This window comes from Thauera sp. SWB20 (assembly GCF_000831325.1).
Taxonomy (GTDB): Bacteria; Pseudomonadota; Gammaproteobacteria; order Burkholderiales; family Rhodocyclaceae; genus Thauera; species Thauera aminoaromatica.
In genome coordinates this window covers 298,101-315,147 of the sequence record NZ_JTDM01000019.1, presented here as the reverse complement: position 1 = coordinate 315,147, position 17,047 = coordinate 298,101, and the positions used below count along the sequence as shown (strand labels likewise).

Annotated in this window: 18 protein-coding genes; 8 read left to right on the top strand and 10 right to left on the bottom strand. The window is 71.1% G+C overall.

The annotated features are described in order from the left end of the window. The first annotated feature begins 64 nt into the window (after nucleotides 1–64). Complete coding sequence (gene rnk / locus PO78_RS13315) at nucleotides 65–472, top strand: nucleoside diphosphate kinase regulator (protein WP_004307360.1); 408 nt, start codon at nucleotides 65–67, stop codon at nucleotides 470–472. A gap of 117 nt (nucleotides 473–589) precedes the next feature. Here the strand turns inward: rnk and murA are convergent, their stop codons facing one another. The 10 genes from murA to PO78_RS13265 are packed head-to-tail and all read right to left on the bottom strand — an operon-like array spanning nucleotide 590 to nucleotide 7,727. Continuing rightward, nucleotides 590–1,840: a UDP-N-acetylglucosamine 1-carboxyvinyltransferase gene (gene murA, locus PO78_RS13310; protein WP_004307362.1), complete on the bottom strand. Its 1,251-nt coding sequence runs from the start codon at nucleotides 1,838–1,840 to the stop codon at nucleotides 590–592. A gap of 7 nt (nucleotides 1,841–1,847) precedes the next feature. Then, nucleotides 1,848–2,105, bottom strand: a complete 258-nt coding sequence (locus tag PO78_RS13305) for a BolA family protein (protein ID WP_004307364.1) — start codon at nucleotides 2,103–2,105, stop codon at nucleotides 1,848–1,850. Between the two features lie 10 nt (nucleotides 2,106–2,115). Continuing rightward, nucleotides 2,116–2,889, bottom strand: coding sequence for an ABC transporter permease (locus tag PO78_RS13300; protein ID WP_004307366.1), 774 nt, complete (start codon nucleotides 2,887–2,889; stop codon nucleotides 2,116–2,118). Between the two features lie 34 nt (nucleotides 2,890–2,923). Continuing rightward, nucleotides 2,924–3,820: an ABC transporter ATP-binding protein gene (locus PO78_RS13295; protein WP_004307368.1), complete on the bottom strand. Its 897-nt coding sequence runs from the start codon at nucleotides 3,818–3,820 to the stop codon at nucleotides 2,924–2,926. After that, a complete protein-coding gene (locus PO78_RS13290; RefSeq protein WP_004307370.1) occupies nucleotides 3,817–4,101 on the bottom strand; it encodes an STAS domain-containing protein in 285 nt (94 codons plus the stop codon). The genes PO78_RS13295 and PO78_RS13290 overlap by 4 nt, the downstream gene beginning before the upstream one ends. Continuing rightward, nucleotides 4,098–4,760 (bottom strand): MlaC/ttg2D family ABC transporter substrate-binding protein, encoded by a 663-nt coding sequence (locus tag PO78_RS13285; RefSeq protein ID WP_004307372.1) that lies wholly within the window; start codon nucleotides 4,758–4,760, stop codon nucleotides 4,098–4,100. The genes PO78_RS13290 and PO78_RS13285 overlap by 4 nt, the downstream gene beginning before the upstream one ends. Before the next feature lie 9 nt (nucleotides 4,761–4,769). Continuing rightward, nucleotides 4,770–5,621, bottom strand: coding sequence for an MlaA family lipoprotein (locus tag PO78_RS13280; RefSeq protein WP_004307374.1), 852 nt, complete (start codon nucleotides 5,619–5,621; stop codon nucleotides 4,770–4,772). A 29-nt stretch (nucleotides 5,622–5,650) separates the two neighbouring features. Continuing rightward, complete coding sequence (gene mlaD, locus PO78_RS13275) at nucleotides 5,651–6,118, bottom strand: outer membrane lipid asymmetry maintenance protein MlaD (protein ID WP_040828939.1); 468 nt, start codon at nucleotides 6,116–6,118, stop codon at nucleotides 5,651–5,653. 2 nt (nucleotides 6,119–6,120) lie between these two features. Next, nucleotides 6,121–6,909: a lipid asymmetry maintenance ABC transporter permease subunit MlaE gene (gene mlaE, locus PO78_RS13270; protein ID WP_043744327.1), complete on the bottom strand. Its 789-nt coding sequence runs from the start codon at nucleotides 6,907–6,909 to the stop codon at nucleotides 6,121–6,123. Then, on the bottom strand, nucleotides 6,906–7,727 hold the full coding sequence (locus PO78_RS13265; RefSeq protein ID WP_004307379.1) for an ABC transporter ATP-binding protein: 822 nt from the start codon (nucleotides 7,725–7,727) through the stop codon (nucleotides 6,906–6,908). Before PO78_RS13265 ends, mlaE begins: the two co-directional genes overlap by 4 nt. Before the next feature lie 467 nt (nucleotides 7,728–8,194). Here PO78_RS13265 and PO78_RS13260 point away from each other — a divergent pair, with 467 nt between their 5' ends. The 7 genes from PO78_RS13260 to PO78_RS13230 all read left to right on the top strand — a co-directional run bounded on the left by PO78_RS13260 (nucleotide 8,195) and on the right by PO78_RS13230 (nucleotide 17,025). Continuing rightward, nucleotides 8,195–9,802, top strand: a complete 1,608-nt coding sequence (locus PO78_RS13260; protein ID WP_043744324.1) for a pilus (MSHA type) biogenesis protein MshL — start codon at nucleotides 8,195–8,197, stop codon at nucleotides 9,800–9,802. Continuing rightward, a complete protein-coding gene (locus tag PO78_RS13255; RefSeq protein ID WP_043744321.1) occupies nucleotides 9,799–11,514 on the top strand; it encodes a GspE/PulE family protein in 1,716 nt (571 codons plus the stop codon). The genes PO78_RS13260 and PO78_RS13255 overlap by 4 nt, the downstream gene beginning before the upstream one ends. A gap of 79 nt (nucleotides 11,515–11,593) precedes the next feature. After that, a complete protein-coding gene (locus tag PO78_RS13250; protein ID WP_004307385.1) occupies nucleotides 11,594–12,796 on the top strand; it encodes a type II secretion system F family protein in 1,203 nt (400 codons plus the stop codon). Between the two features lie 2 nt (nucleotides 12,797–12,798). Beyond that, the gene (locus PO78_RS13245; protein WP_043744318.1) at nucleotides 12,799–14,301 is read left to right on the top strand and encodes a hypothetical protein; all 1,503 of its coding nucleotides are present in this window, start codon (nucleotides 12,799–12,801) and stop codon (nucleotides 14,299–14,301) included. Beyond that, entirely contained in the window at nucleotides 14,298–15,620 is a 1,323-nt protein-coding gene (locus tag PO78_RS13240; RefSeq protein WP_082047760.1) for a hypothetical protein, read from the top strand. Before PO78_RS13245 ends, PO78_RS13240 begins: the two co-directional genes overlap by 4 nt. Then, nucleotides 15,608–16,318 carry a type II secretion system protein gene (locus PO78_RS13235; protein WP_004325900.1) on the top strand — a complete coding sequence of 237 codons (711 nt, stop codon included), beginning with the start codon at nucleotides 15,608–15,610 and terminating at the stop codon, nucleotides 16,316–16,318. The genes PO78_RS13240 and PO78_RS13235 overlap by 13 nt, the downstream gene beginning before the upstream one ends. 65 nt (nucleotides 16,319–16,383) lie before the next feature. Next, nucleotides 16,384–17,025: a prepilin-type N-terminal cleavage/methylation domain-containing protein gene (locus PO78_RS13230; protein ID WP_004325898.1), complete on the top strand. Its 642-nt coding sequence runs from the start codon at nucleotides 16,384–16,386 to the stop codon at nucleotides 17,023–17,025. Nucleotides 17,026–17,047 lie beyond the last annotated feature (22 nt).

The window sequence follows — 17,047 nt, the reverse complement described above, 5'->3', positions numbered from 1 at the left end:
GGTTCGGCCTTTTCTTTTGTTTCGCCGCAGCGTCGGCGCGCACCTCAGGCAGGAAACCCGCACCATGAAACCGTCGATCATCGTCTCCAGCAGCGACCTCGAGCGCCTCGAGGGTCTGCTCACCCTCCCCGCCTTCCGCAGCCGCAGCGACCTCGACGGCCTGCGCGCGGAACTCGAGCGTGCCGACGTGCGCGAGCCGCAGGACATGCCGGCCGACGTCATCACGATGAACAGCCGCGCGCGCTTCGTCGAGGAAGGTACCGGCCGCGAATACGAGCTGACCCTGGCCTACCCCAAGGACGCCAACGCCGAGGCGCACCGCGTGTCGATCTTCTCGCCCGCGGGCAGCGCCCTGCTCGGTCTTTCGGCCGGCCAGTCGATCGACTGGAAGTCGGCCGACGGCAAGGAAATCCGCCTGAAGGTGCTGGAAGTCACCTGGCAACCTGAAGCCAACGGACAGTTCGAACTCTAAGCGCTCCCGCAGCGTTCCGCGGCTGCCCTGCGGGAGCGACGCAAGTCGCAGTTCGGCGACGGCACGACGGCCGCGTGCACGCGAGCGCATGCCGCCGTCGCAGCTCTCAAACTCCTCTCAACCGAGCCGCCGCACCCTCGCCCCGAGCGCGGCGAGCTTCTCCTCCAGACGCTCGTAGCCGCGATCGAGGTGGTAGATGCGCTCGATCGTGGTGTCGCCCTCCGCCACCAGGCCGGCTACGACCAGGCTCGCCGACGCGCGCAGGTCGGTCGCCATCACGGTCGCGCCCTGCAGCCTGTCCACGCCCTGCACCACCGCGGTGTTGCCGTCGATGCGGATGTCGGCGCCGAGGCGCTGCAACTCGACCGCGTGCATGAAGCGGTTCTCGAAGATGGTCTCGCGGATCATCGCCACGCCCTTGGCGACCGCATTGAGCGCCATGAACTGCGCCTGCATGTCGGTCGGGAAGGCCGGATAAGGCGCGGTGCGCAGGCTCACGGCATTGAGCCGTGCCGGCGCGGTCAGGCGGATCGCGTCGCGCTCGGACACCACCTCGCAGCCGGCGTCCATGAGCTTGTCGATCACCGCGTCGAGGTAGCAGGACGAGGTGCCGGTCAGGCGCACCGAACCACCGGTGACCGCCGCCGCGCACAGGTAGGTACCGGTCTCGATGCGATCGGGCATGATGCGGTGGGTCGCGCCGTGGAGCCGCTCGACGCCGCGGATGCGGATCACGTCGCTGCCGGCGCCCGAGATCTGCGCACCCATCGCCACCAGGCAGTTGGCGAGATCGACCACCTCGGGCTCGCGCGCGGCGTTCTCGATCACGGTTTCGCCATCGGCCAGCGCCGCGGCCATCATCAGGTTCTCGGTACCGGTCACCGTCACCATGTCGGTGAACAGGCGCGCGCCCTTCAGGCGCGGCACGGTCGCATGCACGTAGCCGTGCTCGACGCCCACCGCCGCGCCCATGGCCTGCAGGCCCTTGATGTGCTGATCCACCGGACGCGCGCCGATTGCACAGCCGCCGGGCAGCGACACCCGCGCCTCGCCGCAGCGCGCGACCAGCGGGCCGAGCACCAGGATGGAGGCGCGCATGGTCTTGACCATCTCGTAAGGTGCGACCGGGTTGTCGAGCGCGGAGGCGTCGAGCATCACCACGTCGGCCTCGCGCTTGACGCGCACGCCCATCTGAGCGAGCAGCGCCAGCAGGGTATCGATGTCGTTGAGACGCGGAACGTTGGTGAAGGTGACCGGCTCCGCGGTCAGCAAGGCCGCGCACAGGATGGGCAGGGCGGCGTTCTTGGCGCCGGAAATGGCGATCTCGCCCGCCAGGCGGGCGCCGCCTTCGATCAGCAGTCTGTCCATGCGCGGCTCACATCCCGAGTTCGCCGCGGCCTTCTTCCCACTGCGCGGGCGTGAAGGTCTGCAGCTGCAGGGCGTGGATCTCGTTACCCATCAGGCGGCCCAGGGTGGCATACACCGCCTGGTGCTGGCGCACCTTCATCTTGCCCTCGAAGGCAGCGCTGACGACGATGCCGCGAAAATGCACACCATCCTCGCCCTCGATGACCACCAGCTCGCAGGGCAGGCCCTGCTCGATCAGGCGCTTGACTTCACTTGCTTCGAACATTTGGAATCCTTTACGAACGCAACTTGTAACCGCGCGCGAGCATCGCCAGGGTGAGCGCCGCGAGCAGGACGAAACACAGGCCCACGACGCCGAGCGAAAGCCAGGGCGAGGTGTCCGATTGACCGAAGAAACCGTAGCGGAACCCGTCGATCATGAAGAAGAACGGGTTGAAATGCGACACGTCCTGCCAGAACCGTGGCAGCGAGTGGATGGAGTAGAACACCCCCGACAGCATCGTCAGCGGCATGATGAGGAAGTTCTGGAAGGCGGCGAGCTGGTCGAACTTTTCCGCCCAGATCCCCGCGATCACCCCGAGCGAACCGAGGATCGCGCCGCCGAGCACGGCAAAGCCCAGCACCCACAGCGGATGCGCCATCGGCACCACGACGAAGGCGGCCGACACCGCGAGCACGCCCGCCCCCACCATCAAGCCCCGCAGGATCGAGGCGATCACGTAGGCGGCGTAGAACTCACGGTAGGACAAGGGCGGCAGCAGCACGAAGATGATGTTGCCGGTGATCTTGCTCTGGATCAGCGAGGACGAGCTGTTGGCGAAAGCGTTCTGCAGCACCGACATCATCACCAGGCCGGGCACCAGGAAGCTGGTGTAGGCGACCTCGCCGTAGACCGTGACGTGGCGGTCGAGCACATGGGAGAAGATGAGCAGGAACAGCAGCGCGTTGAGGACCGGCGCAGCGACGGTCTGGAAGCTGACCTTCCAGAAGCGCAGCACTTCCTTGTAGAGGAGGGTGCGGAAGCCGGCGAGCGGCGACTCGGCCGCCATCGGCTCGATGCGCGGGACGGCGTGGGGAGATTGTTCAGGCACGGTTCATCACCTCGACGAAGACGCGTTCGAGATCGGGCTCGCCGAGCCGCATCTCGACGAGGCCGGCTCCACCCTCGCGCAGACGGGCGAGCAAGGTCTCCACCTCGCCATAGCTGTCGAAGGCGAAGTCCACCCAGCCGCCCTCGCCGGCGCTGCCGCCCAGCTCGACGCCGCGCGCGGGGTGCTCCAGGCGCACGGACAGGCTGTGGGTGGCGAAGCGGCGCAGCAGGTTGGCGGTCGTGTCGAGCGCGACGATGCGCCCGGCCTTGAGCATCGCGATGCGTCCGCACAAGGCCTCGGCCTCTTCCAGATAATGCGTGGTGAGCACGATGGTGTGGCCGTCGCGGTTGAGCTTGCGGATGAACTGCCACAGGCCCTGGCGGAGCTCCACATCCACGCCCGCGGTGGGCTCGTCGAGCACGATCACCGGCGGCCGGTGGACCAGCGCCTGTGCCACCAGCACGCGCCGCTTCATGCCGCCCGAGAGCATGCGCATGTTGGCGCTCGCCTTGTGGGTCAGGTCGAGGCTGGCGAGGATCTCGTCGATCCAGTCGTCATTGCTGCGGATGCCGAAGTAGCCCGACTGGATGCGCAGCAGCTCGCGCACCGAGAAGAAGGGATCGAAGACGAGCTCCTGCGGCACCACGCCGAGGTTGCGGCGGGCGTTGCGATAGTCGGCGACGACGTCGTGCCCCATGATCGCGAGCGTCCCGCTGTCGGGCCGCACCAGACCGGAGAGTGCCGAGATCAGCGTGGTCTTGCCCGCACCGTTGGGGCCGAGCAGGCCGAAGAACTCGCCCTGGCCAACCTCGAGGTCGACCCCGCCGAGCGCCTTCAGGCTGCCGTAGTGCTTGCTTACACCCTGGATACGGATCGCCGGCGTGCTCATGCGGCGCGCTCCAGCGGCAGCAGGCCGTCGATATCGTAGAGCGCAGCCAGGCTGGTCAGCCCGGCAGGCGGGTTGCGCAGCATCAGCGCGTGGCCGGCCGCACGCGCGCAGCGCATCCAGTCGAGGATCAGCGCGAGCGCCGCGGAGTCCGCGGCGGAAACCGCCGCGAGATCGACCACCAGGTCGCCCGCGCGCGCGCGCCGCTGCCCCTCGGCGAGCAGCGCCGGCGCGCTCTGCATGGTCAGCGCGCCCGCGGGCGCGAACAGCGCGGGATCGCTCACGCGCCGCGCCCCGCGTCGCCCTGGCTCATGCCCTGCTGCTCGGCGAGCGCGCGGTTGCGCTCCTCGAGCGAGCGGATCAGGCCATCGATGCCACCGCGCGCGATCTCCTGTCCGAAGCTGCTGCGGTAGTTGGTGACCAGGCTGACGCCGGCGACGATCACGTCGAACACCTTCCAGCCCTGTTCGCCCTTCTCCAGCATGTAGTCGATGCCGATCGGTTGCGCACCGGCCTGCACCACCTCGGTGCGGACCTGCACCCTCGTGTCTGCAGGGGCGAAGCGCGAGGGACGGAACTCGATGCGCTGGTCGCGGTACTGCGTCAGCGCGTTTGAATAGGTACGCACCAGCAGGGTGCGGAAGGCATCGGTCAGCCTGGTCTGTTGCTCGGCGCTGGCCTGGCGCCAGTCGCGCCCGACCGCGAGCATGGTCATGCGGCGGAAGTCGAAGTGCGGCAGCACCTTGGCGTCGACCAGCGCAATCACGCGCTGGGTGTCGCCGGCCTGGATCGCCTTGTCGGCGCGCACGATCTCGAGCACTTCGGTGGTGACGTCGCGCACGAGCACATCGGGCGCCTTGTCGGCGCTGGCCGTCGCGGGCAGCGCGGCGCCGAGCAAGGCGCAAAGAAGGAAGGCGCGGAGGAAATCGAGGATCTTGTTCATGGTTCTCGCTTACTGGACGGATTGGCGGGCGACGCGGCGGCCGGCCGTGGCCGGGCTCGCACCGATGTCCGCGTGTTCGAGGTTCCCGACCGCAGAGGCCGCGGCCGTATCGACGTCGCCACCGGGCGGTGCGGCCGACTGTTCGTCGAAATCTTCGTACACGCGTTCCTGGCGGCCATCGCTGACCTTGTAACGGCGTTGTTCGAGATAGAAGTCGCGCACGAAGACATAGCGGTCGAGCGCCGCCTCCTCGAGCGTGCGGTCGGCACCGAGCAGCGTGGAGCGGAGGTGCACAACGCGCGTGCCCAGCACGGTGTTGCGCGTCGCCACGTGATCGATGCTGAAAGGCTCGTTGGCGATGAAGTCGGCGGGCAGCGCGACCGCATCCCGCACGGTCCGCGGACCGAAGAAGGGCAGCACGATGTAGGCGCCCTCGCCCACGCCCCAACGGCCGAGCGTCTGCCCGAGGTCCTCGTCGTGCTTGGGCAGGCCCGCCTCGCCGGCGACGTCGAGCAGGCCGAGCAGGCCCCAGGTGGAATTGAGCGCGAAGCGCATCAAATCGCCCATGCCCTCGGCGACCTTGCCCTGCAGCAGGTTGTTGAGCGCGACCCAGGGATCGCCGAGGTTGCCTAGCACGTTGCCGACACCGGTACGCACCGGATGCGGCAGCACCGCCTCGTAGACCTGGGCTGCGGGCTTGATCACCACCTTGTCGACCTGTTCGTTGAAGCCGAACATCGCGCGGTTGTAGCCCTCGAGTGGATCATCGGGATTCGCGGTGGTCGCACAGCCGGTGGCGAGCGCGGCCGACAGCGCGGCCGCGACCAGGCCTGCACGGGAGGAGCGGAAGACGTTTCGCATTGCTGTTTTCTCCGGAGTTCCTTGCCGACCTACTGGGCGGGCGCGTCGGCGGCGCGGTCGAACATGAACTGGCCGATGAGTTTCTCCAGCACCACCGCGGACTGCGTGATCAGCACGCGGTCGCCACCCTTGAGCATCGCGGTGTCGGCACCGGCCTCCAGCCCCACGTACTGCTCGCCGAGCAGGCCGGAGGTGAGGATGGACGCGGTGGTGTCGGCGGGAAACGCATAGCGCTTGTCGATCTCGAGCTCGACCACCGCGCGGTAGATCGCGGGATCGAAGCGGATCACCGCGACCCGGCCCACGAGGACGCCGGAGCTCTTGACCGGCGCGCGCACCTTGAGCCCGCCGATGTTGTCGAAGGGGGCCTCGACGCGATAGGTCTCGGCGCCGTCGAGGCCGGAGAAATTGCCGACCTTCATGGCGAGGAACACCAGCGCGGCAAAGCCGATCGCCACGAAGAGGCCGACCCACAGGTCGAGCGCGGTACGACTCATCATCAACCCCTGAACATGAAGGAGGTAAGCACGAAATCCAGCGCCAGGATCGCCAGCGCGGAGGTCACCACGGTGCGGGTGATCGCGCGCGACACGCCCTCGGCGGTCGGCTGGCAATCGTAGCCCTCGAACACCGCGATCAGCGACACCACGGTGCCGAACACCGCGGACTTGATCACGCCGTTGACGACGTCGTAGCGGAACTCGACCGCGGCCTGCATCTGCGACCAGAACGCGCCGTCATCGACGCCGATCACGACCACGGTGATCACCCAGCCGCCGAACACGCCCATCGCCGAGAACAGCGCCGCCAGCAGCGGCATCGACAGCACGCCACCCCAGAAGCGCGGCGCGACCACGCGCGCGATCGGGTTGACCGCCATCATGTCCATCGCCTTCAACTGCTCGGTGGTCTTCATCAGGCCGATCTCGGCGGTGATCGCCGAGCCGGCGCGGCTGGCGAACAGCAGCGCGGCGATCACCGGACCGAGCTCGCGCAGCAGCGACAGCGCCACCATCACCCCCACCGCGTCGGCCGAGCCGTAGCGCTGCAGGATGTCGTAGCCCTGCAGCCCGAGCACGAGACCGACGAAGAGCCCCGAGACCATGATGATCAGCAGCGACAGCACGCCGTTGAAATAGAGCTCGCGGATGGTGAGATGGATGCGCCGCAGCGACTGCCCGGAGTTCAGCAGCACCGCGAACAGGAAGCGGGTGGCGAAGCCCAGGCGCCAGATGCCATCGATGGTCAGCGCACCGATGCGGCGCAGCGCGGAGGCGATCGCGCTCATGCGCCCTCCCCGCCGAGCAGGCGCTCGATCGGCTCGGCCGGATAGTGGAAGGGCACCGGCCCGTCGGCCTCGGCGTGGACGAACTGATGCACGAAGGGATCCCTCGAGGCGCGGATCTCGTCCGGCGTGCCCTGCGCCACGATGCGGCCGTCGGAGACGAAGTAGATGTAGTCCACGATCGCCAGCGACTCGTGCACGTCGTGGGTCACCATCACCGAGCTCGCGCCGAGCGCGTCGTTGAGCTTGCGGATGAGCTGGCCGATGATGCCGAGCGAGATCGGGTCGAGGCCGGCGAAGGGCTCGTCGTACAGGATCAGCAGCGGGTCGAGCGCCACCGCGCGCGCCAGCGCCACCCGCCGCGCCATGCCGCCCGAGAGCTCGTTGGGATGCAGCTTCGCCGCGCCGCGCAGCCCCACCGCCTGCAGCTTCATCAGCACCAGGTCGCGCACCATGCCCGCGGGCAGGTCGGTGTGCTCGCGCAGCGGGAAGGCCACGTTGTCGAACACGCTCATGTCGGTGAACAGCGCGCCGAACTGGAACAGCATGCCCATGCGCCGACGCAGCGCGTAGAGCTCGCTGCCCGACAGCCGCGCCACGTCGCGCCCCTCCACCTCCACGGTGCCGCCGGTCGCGCGCAGTTGCCCGCCGATCAGGCGCAGCAGCGTGGTCTTGCCGCAGCCGCTGCCGCCCATGATGGCGACCACCTGGCCGCGATGCACGCTCAGGTCGATGCCGCGCAGCACCTCGCGCTCGCCATAGGCGAAGCGCACGTCGCGCAGCGAAACCAGCGGGGAGGGATGTGGGGCGGACACGGTCACGTCGATCGGCCGAATGTGAAAACTCTTGAATATATCAGAGATTTGCGCCCGCTGGCGGACTGATGCTGCAGCGCAGCAAGCAGGTCCGGGCCATTCCCCCGCAGGACACCTCCTCCGCTCCGGTGACGACCGCGGCACCCAGAAAATAATTCCATGCGCTTATTCACATTTTATTTCAATACGAATAGCATGTTCGCATGACATGCACATCGACCGACCTGCGCAGGCTGCTCGCGACCGCGGCGCTTCTGGCGACCGCTGCATGTGCGCCGCTCGGCCGCCCGCCCGCACTCGAGGGGCATCTCGACAAGCGCACCGCGATCGAGCGCACCGCGCCTGTCGGCACGGCGACAAGAAGCCTCGCGCCGCCGATCGCGGAGTCGCCTTCTTCCAGCCGAGGTGCTGCAGCGAGCGCGGCGACGGGCGCGCCTCCGCCCGCTCCGGCCCGCGGGCGAGCAGCTCCCGCGGTGCGCGGATACTCGATCGACGTTTTCGACATCCCGGCCGAGCAGCTGCTGCTCGCCATCGGCCGCGACGCCGGGCTGGAGCTCGACCTCCATGCCGGAATCACCGGAAACGTCAGCCTGCAGGCCCACGACCGCCCGCTCGGCGAGCTGCTGGAGCGCATCGCCCGCCAGGTCGACCTGCGCTATGAGCTGCGCGGCCGCCACCTGCGCGTGCGCCCCGACACCCCCTACATCCGCAGCTATGCGGTGGACTATGTGAACCTGAGCCGCGACATGCGCGGCACCGTCGCCACCAGCACGCAGATCGCCACCTCGGGCAGCGCCGGCGGCGCCGGTCAGCGCGCGTCTTCGACAGGCGGCGCTGGCAACGCCTCGATCACCCAGATCGAGACGCGCTCGGCCAACGACTTCTGGAACACGCTCGAGCACAACCTCGCCGCCATCCTCGCCGGGCCGGGGCGCGCGCCCGACTGCGGGGGCGAGCGCCGCGGCGAGTCCCCCGCCGGCTGCCGCAACGCCGACCTGATGCTCAACCGCGAGAGCGGCATCGTCATGGCGCGCGCCACCCAGCGCCAGCACGAGCAGCTGGAGGCCTTCCTCGCGGGGGTGCAGCGCGCGGCGCGGCGCCAGGTGATGATCGAAGCCACGATCGTCGAGGTCACCCTCGCCGACGGCTACCGCCAGGGCATCGACTGGACCCGGCTCGGCGTGCCGAGCTGGAGCGTGCGCCCGCGCGGCAGCGGCGACGCCACATCCGGCCAGCCCACGCTGAGCTACCTGTCGGCCAACTCCGACATCCGTCTCGAACTGCTGGAGACCTTCGGCACCGTCAAGGTGCTCTCCAGCCCGCGCCTGTCGGTGCTCAACAACCAGACCGCGATGCTCAAGGTCGTCGAGGAGGTCGTCTACTTCCTCGTAGACAGCACCACCACCGAGTACGACGACCGCAAGCAGGCCCGCATCTCCGCGACCACCACGCCGCAATCGGTCTCGGTCGGCATGGTCATGTCGGTCACGCCACAGATCTCCGCCGACGGCGACATCACCCTCAACGTGCGGCCGACCATCTCGGGCATCTCCGGCTTCAAGGACGACCCCAACCCCTCGCTCGGCGACATCCCCAACCGCGTGCCGCAGATCCGCACACGCGAAATCGAGTCCATGCTGCGCCTGCGCAGCGGGGAGGTCGCCGTCCTCGGCGGGCTGATGGAGGACCGCATCGACCACGACACCGGCCGCATCCCGCTGTTCGGCGACCTGCCCGTGGTCGGCGAACTATTCACCCGCCGCGACAACAACGTGCGCCGCACCGAGCTGCTCATCTTCCTGCGCCCCCTGCTGATCGACGAGCCGGGCATGCGCGGCGGCTACGCCGAATACGCCGGCCACCTGCCCGACGACGACTTCCTCCTCGACTCGCCCTCGCCCGGCCAGCGCAACTTCCCCCACCTGCCGCTGCGCCCGCTGCTCGCACCCGCAGGCGCGGTCTCCGCCGCCGAAGGCTTTTCGGAAGCGGCCTATCCCGACCCTGCCGACCCCCGCTCTCCTGCCGCCTCCTCCACGTCCGCCAGCGCCGCCAACGCGGATGCCGGCACGAGCCCGCCATGAACGCTCCGCTCCCCATCGGCCAGATCCTCATCGCCGCCGGCCTGATCGGCGAGGACCAGCTCCGCATCGCGCTCCACGAGCAACGCGGCCGCGCCCGGCCGCTCGGCCGCGTGCTGGTCGAACTCGGCTTCGTCAGCGAGGCCGCGCTGCGCGAGGCGCTCGCCGCACGCAGCGGCCTGCCCTGCGTCGACCTGGCCAGCGCGCTCGCCGACCCCGACGCGATCGCGCGCGTGCCGCAGGCGCTCGCAAGGCGCCACCGCCTGCTGCCGCTCCAGTACGACGCCGCCCGCCACCGCCTGATCGTCGCGATGGCCGACGCCCACGACATCGTCGCCCTCGACCGTCTGCGTGCCGAGCTCGGGCCGGACGTGCACGTCGAACTGCGCCTGGCCGGCGACAACGAACTCGGCCGCGCGATCGAACAGCACTACGGCCAGGCGAGCTCGATCGAGGACATGGTGCGCGAGCTCGAACGCCGCGCCGGACAGCCCATCGCTGGCGCGCGCGACCCGCAACTCGTCGTGCGCCTGGTCGACGCCCTGCTCGCCGAGGCCGCCGCGCGCGGCGCCTCCGACCTGCACCTGGAGCCCGAGGCCGGCTTCCTGCGCGTGCGCCACCGCATCGACGGCACGCTGCGCCAGGTGCGCGCGATGCACAAGTCGTGCTGGGCGGAGCTCGCCGTGCGCATCAAGGTGCTCGCCGGCATGGACATCGCCGAGTCGCGCAGCCCGCAGGACGGGCGCATCGGCCTTGCGCTCGGCGGCCGGCCGATCGACTTCCGCGTCGCCACCCAGCCCACCTTGCACGGCGAGAACATCGTGCTGCGCATCCTCGACCGCGACAAGGGCATCGTCCCGCTCGACGCGCTCGGCCTCGACCCCGCGCAACGCGCCGCCCTCGACCGCATCCTCGCCCGCCCCGAGGGCCTGATCCTGGTGGTCGGTCCCACCGGCAGCGGCAAGACCACGACGCTGTATTCCATGCTCGGCCACCTCAACACCGAGGCGGTCAACATCATGACTCTGGAAGATCCGGTCGAGTATCCGCTCGCGCTGATCCGCCAGACCCAGGTCGGCGACGCCTCACGGCTCGACTTCGCCGACGGCGTGCGCGCGCTGCTGCGCCAGGACCCCGACGTGATCCTGATCGGCGAGATCCGCGACGCCGACACCGCCACCATGGCCTTGCGCGCCGCACTCACCGGCCACCAGGTGTTCGCCACCCTGCACGCCAACTCGATCTTCGGCGCGCTGCCGCGCCTGCACGAGATTGGCATCGGCGCCGAACTGCTCGCCGGCAACCTGTGCGGCATCCTCGCCCAGCGCCTGGTGCGCCGGCTGTGCCCCACCTGCCGCGAGCCGGTGCCGGACGACGCCCCCGAGCGTCACCTGCCCGGCCTCGCCGCCGATGCCCCGCCAGCGCCGAGCTGGCGCGCGCGCGGCTGCCCCGAATGCGACTTCCGCGGCTATCGCGGCCGTCTCGCGATCATGGAGATCCTGCCCTTCGACGCCGAGCTCGACGAGCTCGTCGCACGCCGCGCCAGCCCGGGCGAGCTGCGTGCAGCCGCACGCACGCGCGGCCATCGCAGTCTGGCCGAGGACGGACTGCGCCGGGTGCTCGACGGCAGCACCAGCCTCGCCGAGCTCGCCCGCGTGGTCGACCTCTCCGCGCTCGCGGCTACGGCGAAGACCGCGCACAGAGGTGAGGCATGAGCGTGCCCCTGCGGCCGCCCGAAGGGCAGCGCGCTCGTCCGCCGCGGAGGATGTCGTGCAGCGACGGGAGGAAGGCCCCATGAGCACCTGGCGCTACCGCGCGCTCGCTGCCGACGGCCGCCGCGTGCGCGGCGAGCTCGATGCGGCCGACCTCGGCGAACTCGAGCGCCTGCTCGAAGCGCGCGCCCTGCTGCTGATCGACGCCCAACCACGCGGCGTGCGCGGCCTGCTGCCGCGCCGGCGCATCGCGCGCCGCGAGCTGATTCCCTTCTGCTACCACCTCGAGCAACTCCTCGCCGCCGGCGTGCCGCCCTTCGAGAGCCTGGCCTTGCTGCGCGACGCCGGCGCCGAGCCGCGGCTGCAGCAGGTGATCGGCGCACTGATCGCGGACGTCGAGCGCGGCCTGCCGCTGTCGGGCGCCGCCGCTCGCCAGCCCGAGGCCTTCTCCGCGGTCGCGGTGAGCCTGCTGCGCGCGGGCGAGCAGGCCGGCCGCCTGCCCGAGGCGATCCGCGACATCGGCGCCGCGCTCGCGCAGGAAGAAGAACTCGCCAGCCACGCGCGCCGCATCGCGATCTATCCCGCCATCGTCGCCACGGTGCTGCTGGCCGCGGTGGTGGTCGCCCTCATCCACGTGGTGCCCGAACTGGAGCGTCTGCTGCGCGGCACCGGCCAGCGCCTGCCGCTGCAGACGCGCATTCTGGTGGGACTGTCCGCGGCGGTGCGCGACTGGGGCTGGGCCATGCTGCTCGTCACGCTCGCCGGCGCGGCGAGCAGCGCCCACGCGCTCGCCCGCTCCGAAGCGCTGCGCACCCGCGTGCACGCCCTGCTGTTGCAACTGCCGCTGGTCGGCGGGATCCTGCGAAAGCTCGCCCTCGCGCGCTTCGCCGCGCTCTTCGCCACCCTCTACGGCGCCGGCATCAACGTCATCGACGCGCTCCACACCAGCACCGGCGCCACCGCCAACCTCGCCCTGCGCGCCGGACTGCGCGAGGCCACGGGCGCGATCGAGCAGGGCCGCCCGATCTCGGTCGCCTTCGAGGCGACCCGGGTCTTCCCGCCCCTCGTCATCCGCATGCTGCGCCTGGGCGAACACACCGGCGCGCTCGACGACGCGCTCGCCAAGGTCGCCAGCCTCTACCGCCGCGACGTCGCCGAGGGCATCGCCCGCCTGCAGGCCGCGGCCGAACCCGCACTCACCATCCTCATGGGCGGCCTGCTGCTGTGGATCGCGAGCGCGGTCCTGGGGCCGATCTACGAGCTCATCACCCGCCTGCCGGTCTGACCATGCGTCGCGAACCCCTGCTCCTCGCCGTGGCTCCGTCCGGCCTCCTCGCATGCATCGGGAATGACGACGGCATCACCCTCCTCGCTGCCTTCACCTGCGGCGAGGAGGCCACCTTCGCAAGCTGGCTCGCCCGCCGCCCGCCGGACGAGCCCTGCCGGATGTTGGTCGACCTGCCCGACGAGGCCTACCAGATCGAGGACCTGCCGCGCGTGCGCGGCAGCGACCGTCGCGCCCTGTTCGCGCGCCGACTCGCTCACTGGTTCCCCGAGCCGCGCTTCGCACGCGCCACGCCGCTCGGCGCCCTGCCCGACGGACGCCAGGGCGCCGAGCGGGTGCTTTTCGCCGGAATGGAGAGCAGCACCGACCTCCTGCCCTGGCTGGATCGCCTCGCGGCCGACGGACGCCGCCCCCAAATCCTCGTCCCCGCCAGCGCCCTCCTGCCACGCCTGCCCCTGCCAGGAGCACGCCAGCGCCGCCACGGCAAGGCGCCGCCACGGCCGCGCCTGCTCGCCACCCACGGGCGCGCGGGCCTGCGCATTTCGCTGCTGGCCGGCGAACACACCCTGTTCTCCCGCCTCGTGCGCGGCCACGCCGACTCCCTCGCCGATCCGCAAGCGCTGGCGACGGAGCTCGAGCGCACCCGCGACTACCTGGCCGCCCAGCACCGCATCGCCAGCGATGCGCCACTCGATCGCATCGTCGCGGACCTTCCGGCTCAGACCGGGACGGAGCACGCCACACTGCCTCCGATCGGCGTCGTCGCCGCCGACACGCTCGCGGGCTGCGGACTCCCGAACAGCTACGACGCCCATTTGCTGCTCGCCCTGCGCCACGCCCCCACGACGATCGGCTGGCCGCTCGCGGCCGGCGCACGGCGCTGGCCCGGGCTGCCCGAAAGACGCGTGCTCGGCGCGCTCGCGCTCGTCGCCTCGACGATCCTGGGAGCCCTCGTCTGGATGGACCACCAAGCGCAAGTCGAGGCCGCAGCCTTGGCCGCGACCGAGCGCGCCCGTGCGGCGCGTGCCGCCGCGCTTGCGGCCGAGGAGGCGGAACTCGCCGCACGCGAGGCCGAACGCGCCGCACTCGCCGCCCTCGATGCAGCGCCGCCGCCCCTTCCGACCCCAGCGCCGGCCCCCGCCGAGCCTGCACCGGCAGCCTGTCCGCCTGCCTCCAGCCCGCCGCCCGGGCCCATCGCCAGGCGCATCGACGGCGTCCTGCGTCGCCCGGATGGCGAGATCCTGCTCTGGGTGGAGGGAACCTGGCAGTCCGCGCGCGCACTCGGCCTGCACCCGATCGCAGGCGACGCCGCGGTGGTAGTGGCGGCCGGCCGGCGCACGCAGCTACGCAGCGGAGAGCTCGTGCCGACCGCCGTCGCGACGGTCACGGCCGGGCCTGGGCAGGCCTACCCCGAGCGCGACGATGCGGCACCCGCAGATCGAGCAGCGGGCCCCGCCGACAGCGCTGCAAGGCCCGGTGTCGACATGCGCGGAGCGCGGCCATGATCCGGAGGGCCCGCCTGCCCTGCCGGGAGCGGCGCCGCCAGCGGGATCCGCACTCCGCTCGCGTGCCCGCGCGGGTGATGCGTCCCCGGCGACCCGGCGCGATCCGCGGTCAGGCCCTGATCGCCGCCCTGCTGGTGCTCACCCTGCTCGCGGCGGGCGGCCTGCTCGCCGGCGGCGAACTGCGCGCTCGCGCCCACGCGCTCGCCCACGCGCGCAGCGTCGAGGTGCTCGCCACCGCACGCGCCGCGCTGATCGGCTACGCGATCAGCTACGCCGAGACCCACCCCGGAGAGGGCTACGGTTTCCTGCCCTGTCCGGATGCCGGCAACACCGGCTCCACCCCGATCGGTGCCTGCGGTGCGCGCGGCACCGCCGCGATCGGGCGCCTGCCCTGGCGCACCCTCGGCCTGCCCGAGCTGCGCGACGGCTGGGGCGAATGCCTGTGGTACGCGGTCGCCGGCAGCGTCAAGCACAACCCCAAGCCGGCGGCGTTGAACTGGGACAGCCCGGGCCAGTTCGGCCTGCTCGATCCCGCCGGGCGCAGCCTTCAGGCAGCGTCCGGCGACGGCATGGCGGTGGCGATCGTGTTCAGCCCCGGGCCGCCACGCAGCAGCCAGATCCGTCCGCCCACCCGGGGCACGAGCTGCACAGGCAGCGACTCGGCCGCAGCCGACCTTTCGCACTACCTCGACCCCGGCCATGCGCGCGCAGGCAGCGGGGTGATCGAGATCACCCTCCACCCGGCCACCCTCGACGACGAGGCGCCCAACGACCTCGCCACCTGGATCGGAATCGACGACGTCTTCGACGCACTGCGTCGGCGCCGCGACCACGCCAGCCATCTCGATGCGCTCCTCGCCCGCAGCGCGAACGCGCTTGCCGGCCGGCTTGCGGCGAGCCGCACCGAATGGCTCGCACGCCACGCCCGCCCGCTCGGCACGCTCGCGGTGGGTGTGCTGCCCACGGCGGAGACCTTGGGCATCGCCGCCGCACAACGTCCGCTCATCGACGACTGGCACGAGCAGATCCGCTTCGCCGCCTGCCCCGACGGCAGCGCCTGCATCGGTGTGACGCGGCCCGCGGCACCCGGCGAGCGCTGCCGGGCGGTGCTGGCATTCGGGGGCGAGCGCATCCGCAGCGGCCCCGAGCGCCAACTGCGAACCACCGCTGCCGAGCGCGCCGATCCGGCGGCCTGGTTCGAGGGCCGGAACGTCGCCGCGCTACGCCTGGGCAATCCCGAGTTCGAGGGTGCCGCGCACTTCCGCGTCACCGCGCCCGATCGCCCCGCCAGCGAGGACGTTGTCCGATGCCTGCCCTGACCCCGCCTCCCGCTCGCATGCACAAGCCCGCGCATTCGAGCGCTCCCGCGCGCGGCTTCACGCTGGTCGAGCTCGCCATGGTGCTGGTGATCCTCGCCCTGCTTGGCGGCAGCCTGCTGGTCCCGGTGGCGAGCCGGCTGGAAGCGCGCGACCGCAACGCCACGCTCGAGCGTCTGCACGACATCCAGCTCGCGCTTACCGGCTTCGCCATCATCCACGGCCGCCTGCCCTGCCCGAGCACCGAAACCGATCCCGCCAGCCCTGGCTACGGGCTCGAGGACGGCCCGCCCTGCAACCTCGCGCGCGAGGGCGTGCTGCCCTGGCGCAGCCTGGCGATGCCGGCGACCGACGCCTGGGGCCGCGACCGCCACTCCGCCGCCGACGACTGGACGGGGTACTGGCGCTACCGCGTCGACCCCGCCTTCAGCGTGGCGCCGATCGGCGCCGCCACCACACCCGGCGCGCGCCTGCAGATCCGCGATCACGACGGCCGGCGCATCACCACGACCGACTCGCAGGCGGTCGCGATCGTGTGGTCGACCGGCGCCAACCTGCACGCCGACGGCGACAACACCAGCCACGCCAGCGCCACCCCGAGCTACCAGGCCGGCGAACCGGGCGCCGATTTCGACGATCTGCTCGCCTGGCTCGGGCGCCCGCTGCTGATCGCCCGTCTCGCCCAGGCCGGGCGGCTGTGATCCCGGCCGCGCATCCGCACATAGCCCTTTCCATCACCACTGCCACATCACCCGGGAGACAAACCATGCAAAAGAAACCGCAAACCGGATTCACCCTCGTCGAGATCGCGATCGTGCTGCTCGTCGTCGGCCTGCTGCTCGGCGGGGTCATGAAGGGGCAGGCGCTGATCGACAGTGCCCGTGTCAAGAACCTCGCCCAGGACCTGCGCAGCGTGCCGGCGATGGTCCATGCCTATCAGGACCGCTTCCGCGCCCTCCCCGGCGACGACCCCGCCGCCGTCCGCCATCTCTGCTCCGGCGGCAGCAGCTGCACCGTGGCCGGCAACGGCAACGGCGTGATCGACGGCACCTGGGATGCGGGCGCCGACACCGAGTCCGTCCGCCTCTGGCAGCACCTGCGCCTGGCCGGCATCGCCACCGGCAGCACCGACACCGCCGACGCCGGCTTCCTGCCGCGCAACGCACTCGGTGGCCGGCTCGGCGTGCAGCGCGGTGGCAGCGTGCTCGGCCTGCCGGGCAGCCTGGTGGTGTGCTCGGACAACGTGCCCGGCAAGCTGGTCACACAGATCGACATCGCGCTCGACGACGGCGACCCCGCGGCCGGCTCGCTGCGTGCCGGCACACCCGGCGACACCGGGCTGGTGGCGATCTCCGCGGCCAACCGGCTGCTCGAAGCGAACGCGCACACGGTGTGTTCGAATCTGTGAGGCGTGAGGCGTGCGGAGCGCG

Coding starts and splice junctions, on each gene's coding strand:
- PO78_RS13235 (WP_004325900.1), top strand. CDS start 15,608: ATGCCTGCCCTGACCCCGCCTCCCGCTCGCATGCACAAGCCCGCGCAT.
- PO78_RS13240 (WP_082047760.1), top strand. CDS start 14,298: ATGATCCGGAGGGCCCGCCTGCCCTGCCGGGAGCGGCGCCGCCAGCGG.
- mlaE (WP_043744327.1), bottom strand. CDS start 6,909: ATGAGCGCGATCGCCTCCGCGCTGCGCCGCATCGGTGCGCTGACCATC.
- PO78_RS13295 (WP_004307368.1), bottom strand. CDS start 3,820: ATGAGCACGCCGGCGATCCGTATCCAGGGTGTAAGCAAGCACTACGGC.
- PO78_RS13230 (WP_004325898.1), top strand. CDS start 16,384: ATGCAAAAGAAACCGCAAACCGGATTCACCCTCGTCGAGATCGCGATC.
- PO78_RS13245 (WP_043744318.1), top strand. CDS start 12,799: ATGCGTCGCGAACCCCTGCTCCTCGCCGTGGCTCCGTCCGGCCTCCTC.
- PO78_RS13255 (WP_043744321.1), top strand. CDS start 9,799: ATGAACGCTCCGCTCCCCATCGGCCAGATCCTCATCGCCGCCGGCCTG.
- murA (WP_004307362.1), bottom strand. CDS start 1,840: ATGGACAGACTGCTGATCGAAGGCGGCGCCCGCCTGGCGGGCGAGATC.
- PO78_RS13280 (WP_004307374.1), bottom strand. CDS start 5,621: ATGCGAAACGTCTTCCGCTCCTCCCGTGCAGGCCTGGTCGCGGCCGCG.
- mlaD (WP_040828939.1), bottom strand. CDS start 6,118: ATGAGTCGTACCGCGCTCGACCTGTGGGTCGGCCTCTTCGTGGCGATC.
- PO78_RS13300 (WP_004307366.1), bottom strand. CDS start 2,889: ATGGCGGCCGAGTCGCCGCTCGCCGGCTTCCGCACCCTCCTCTACAAG.
- PO78_RS13285 (WP_004307372.1), bottom strand. CDS start 4,760: ATGAACAAGATCCTCGATTTCCTCCGCGCCTTCCTTCTTTGCGCCTTG.
- PO78_RS13305 (WP_004307364.1), bottom strand. CDS start 2,105: ATGTTCGAAGCAAGTGAAGTCAAGCGCCTGATCGAGCAGGGCCTGCCC.
- rnk (WP_004307360.1), top strand. CDS start 65: ATGAAACCGTCGATCATCGTCTCCAGCAGCGACCTCGAGCGCCTCGAG.
- PO78_RS13250 (WP_004307385.1), top strand. CDS start 11,594: ATGAGCACCTGGCGCTACCGCGCGCTCGCTGCCGACGGCCGCCGCGTG.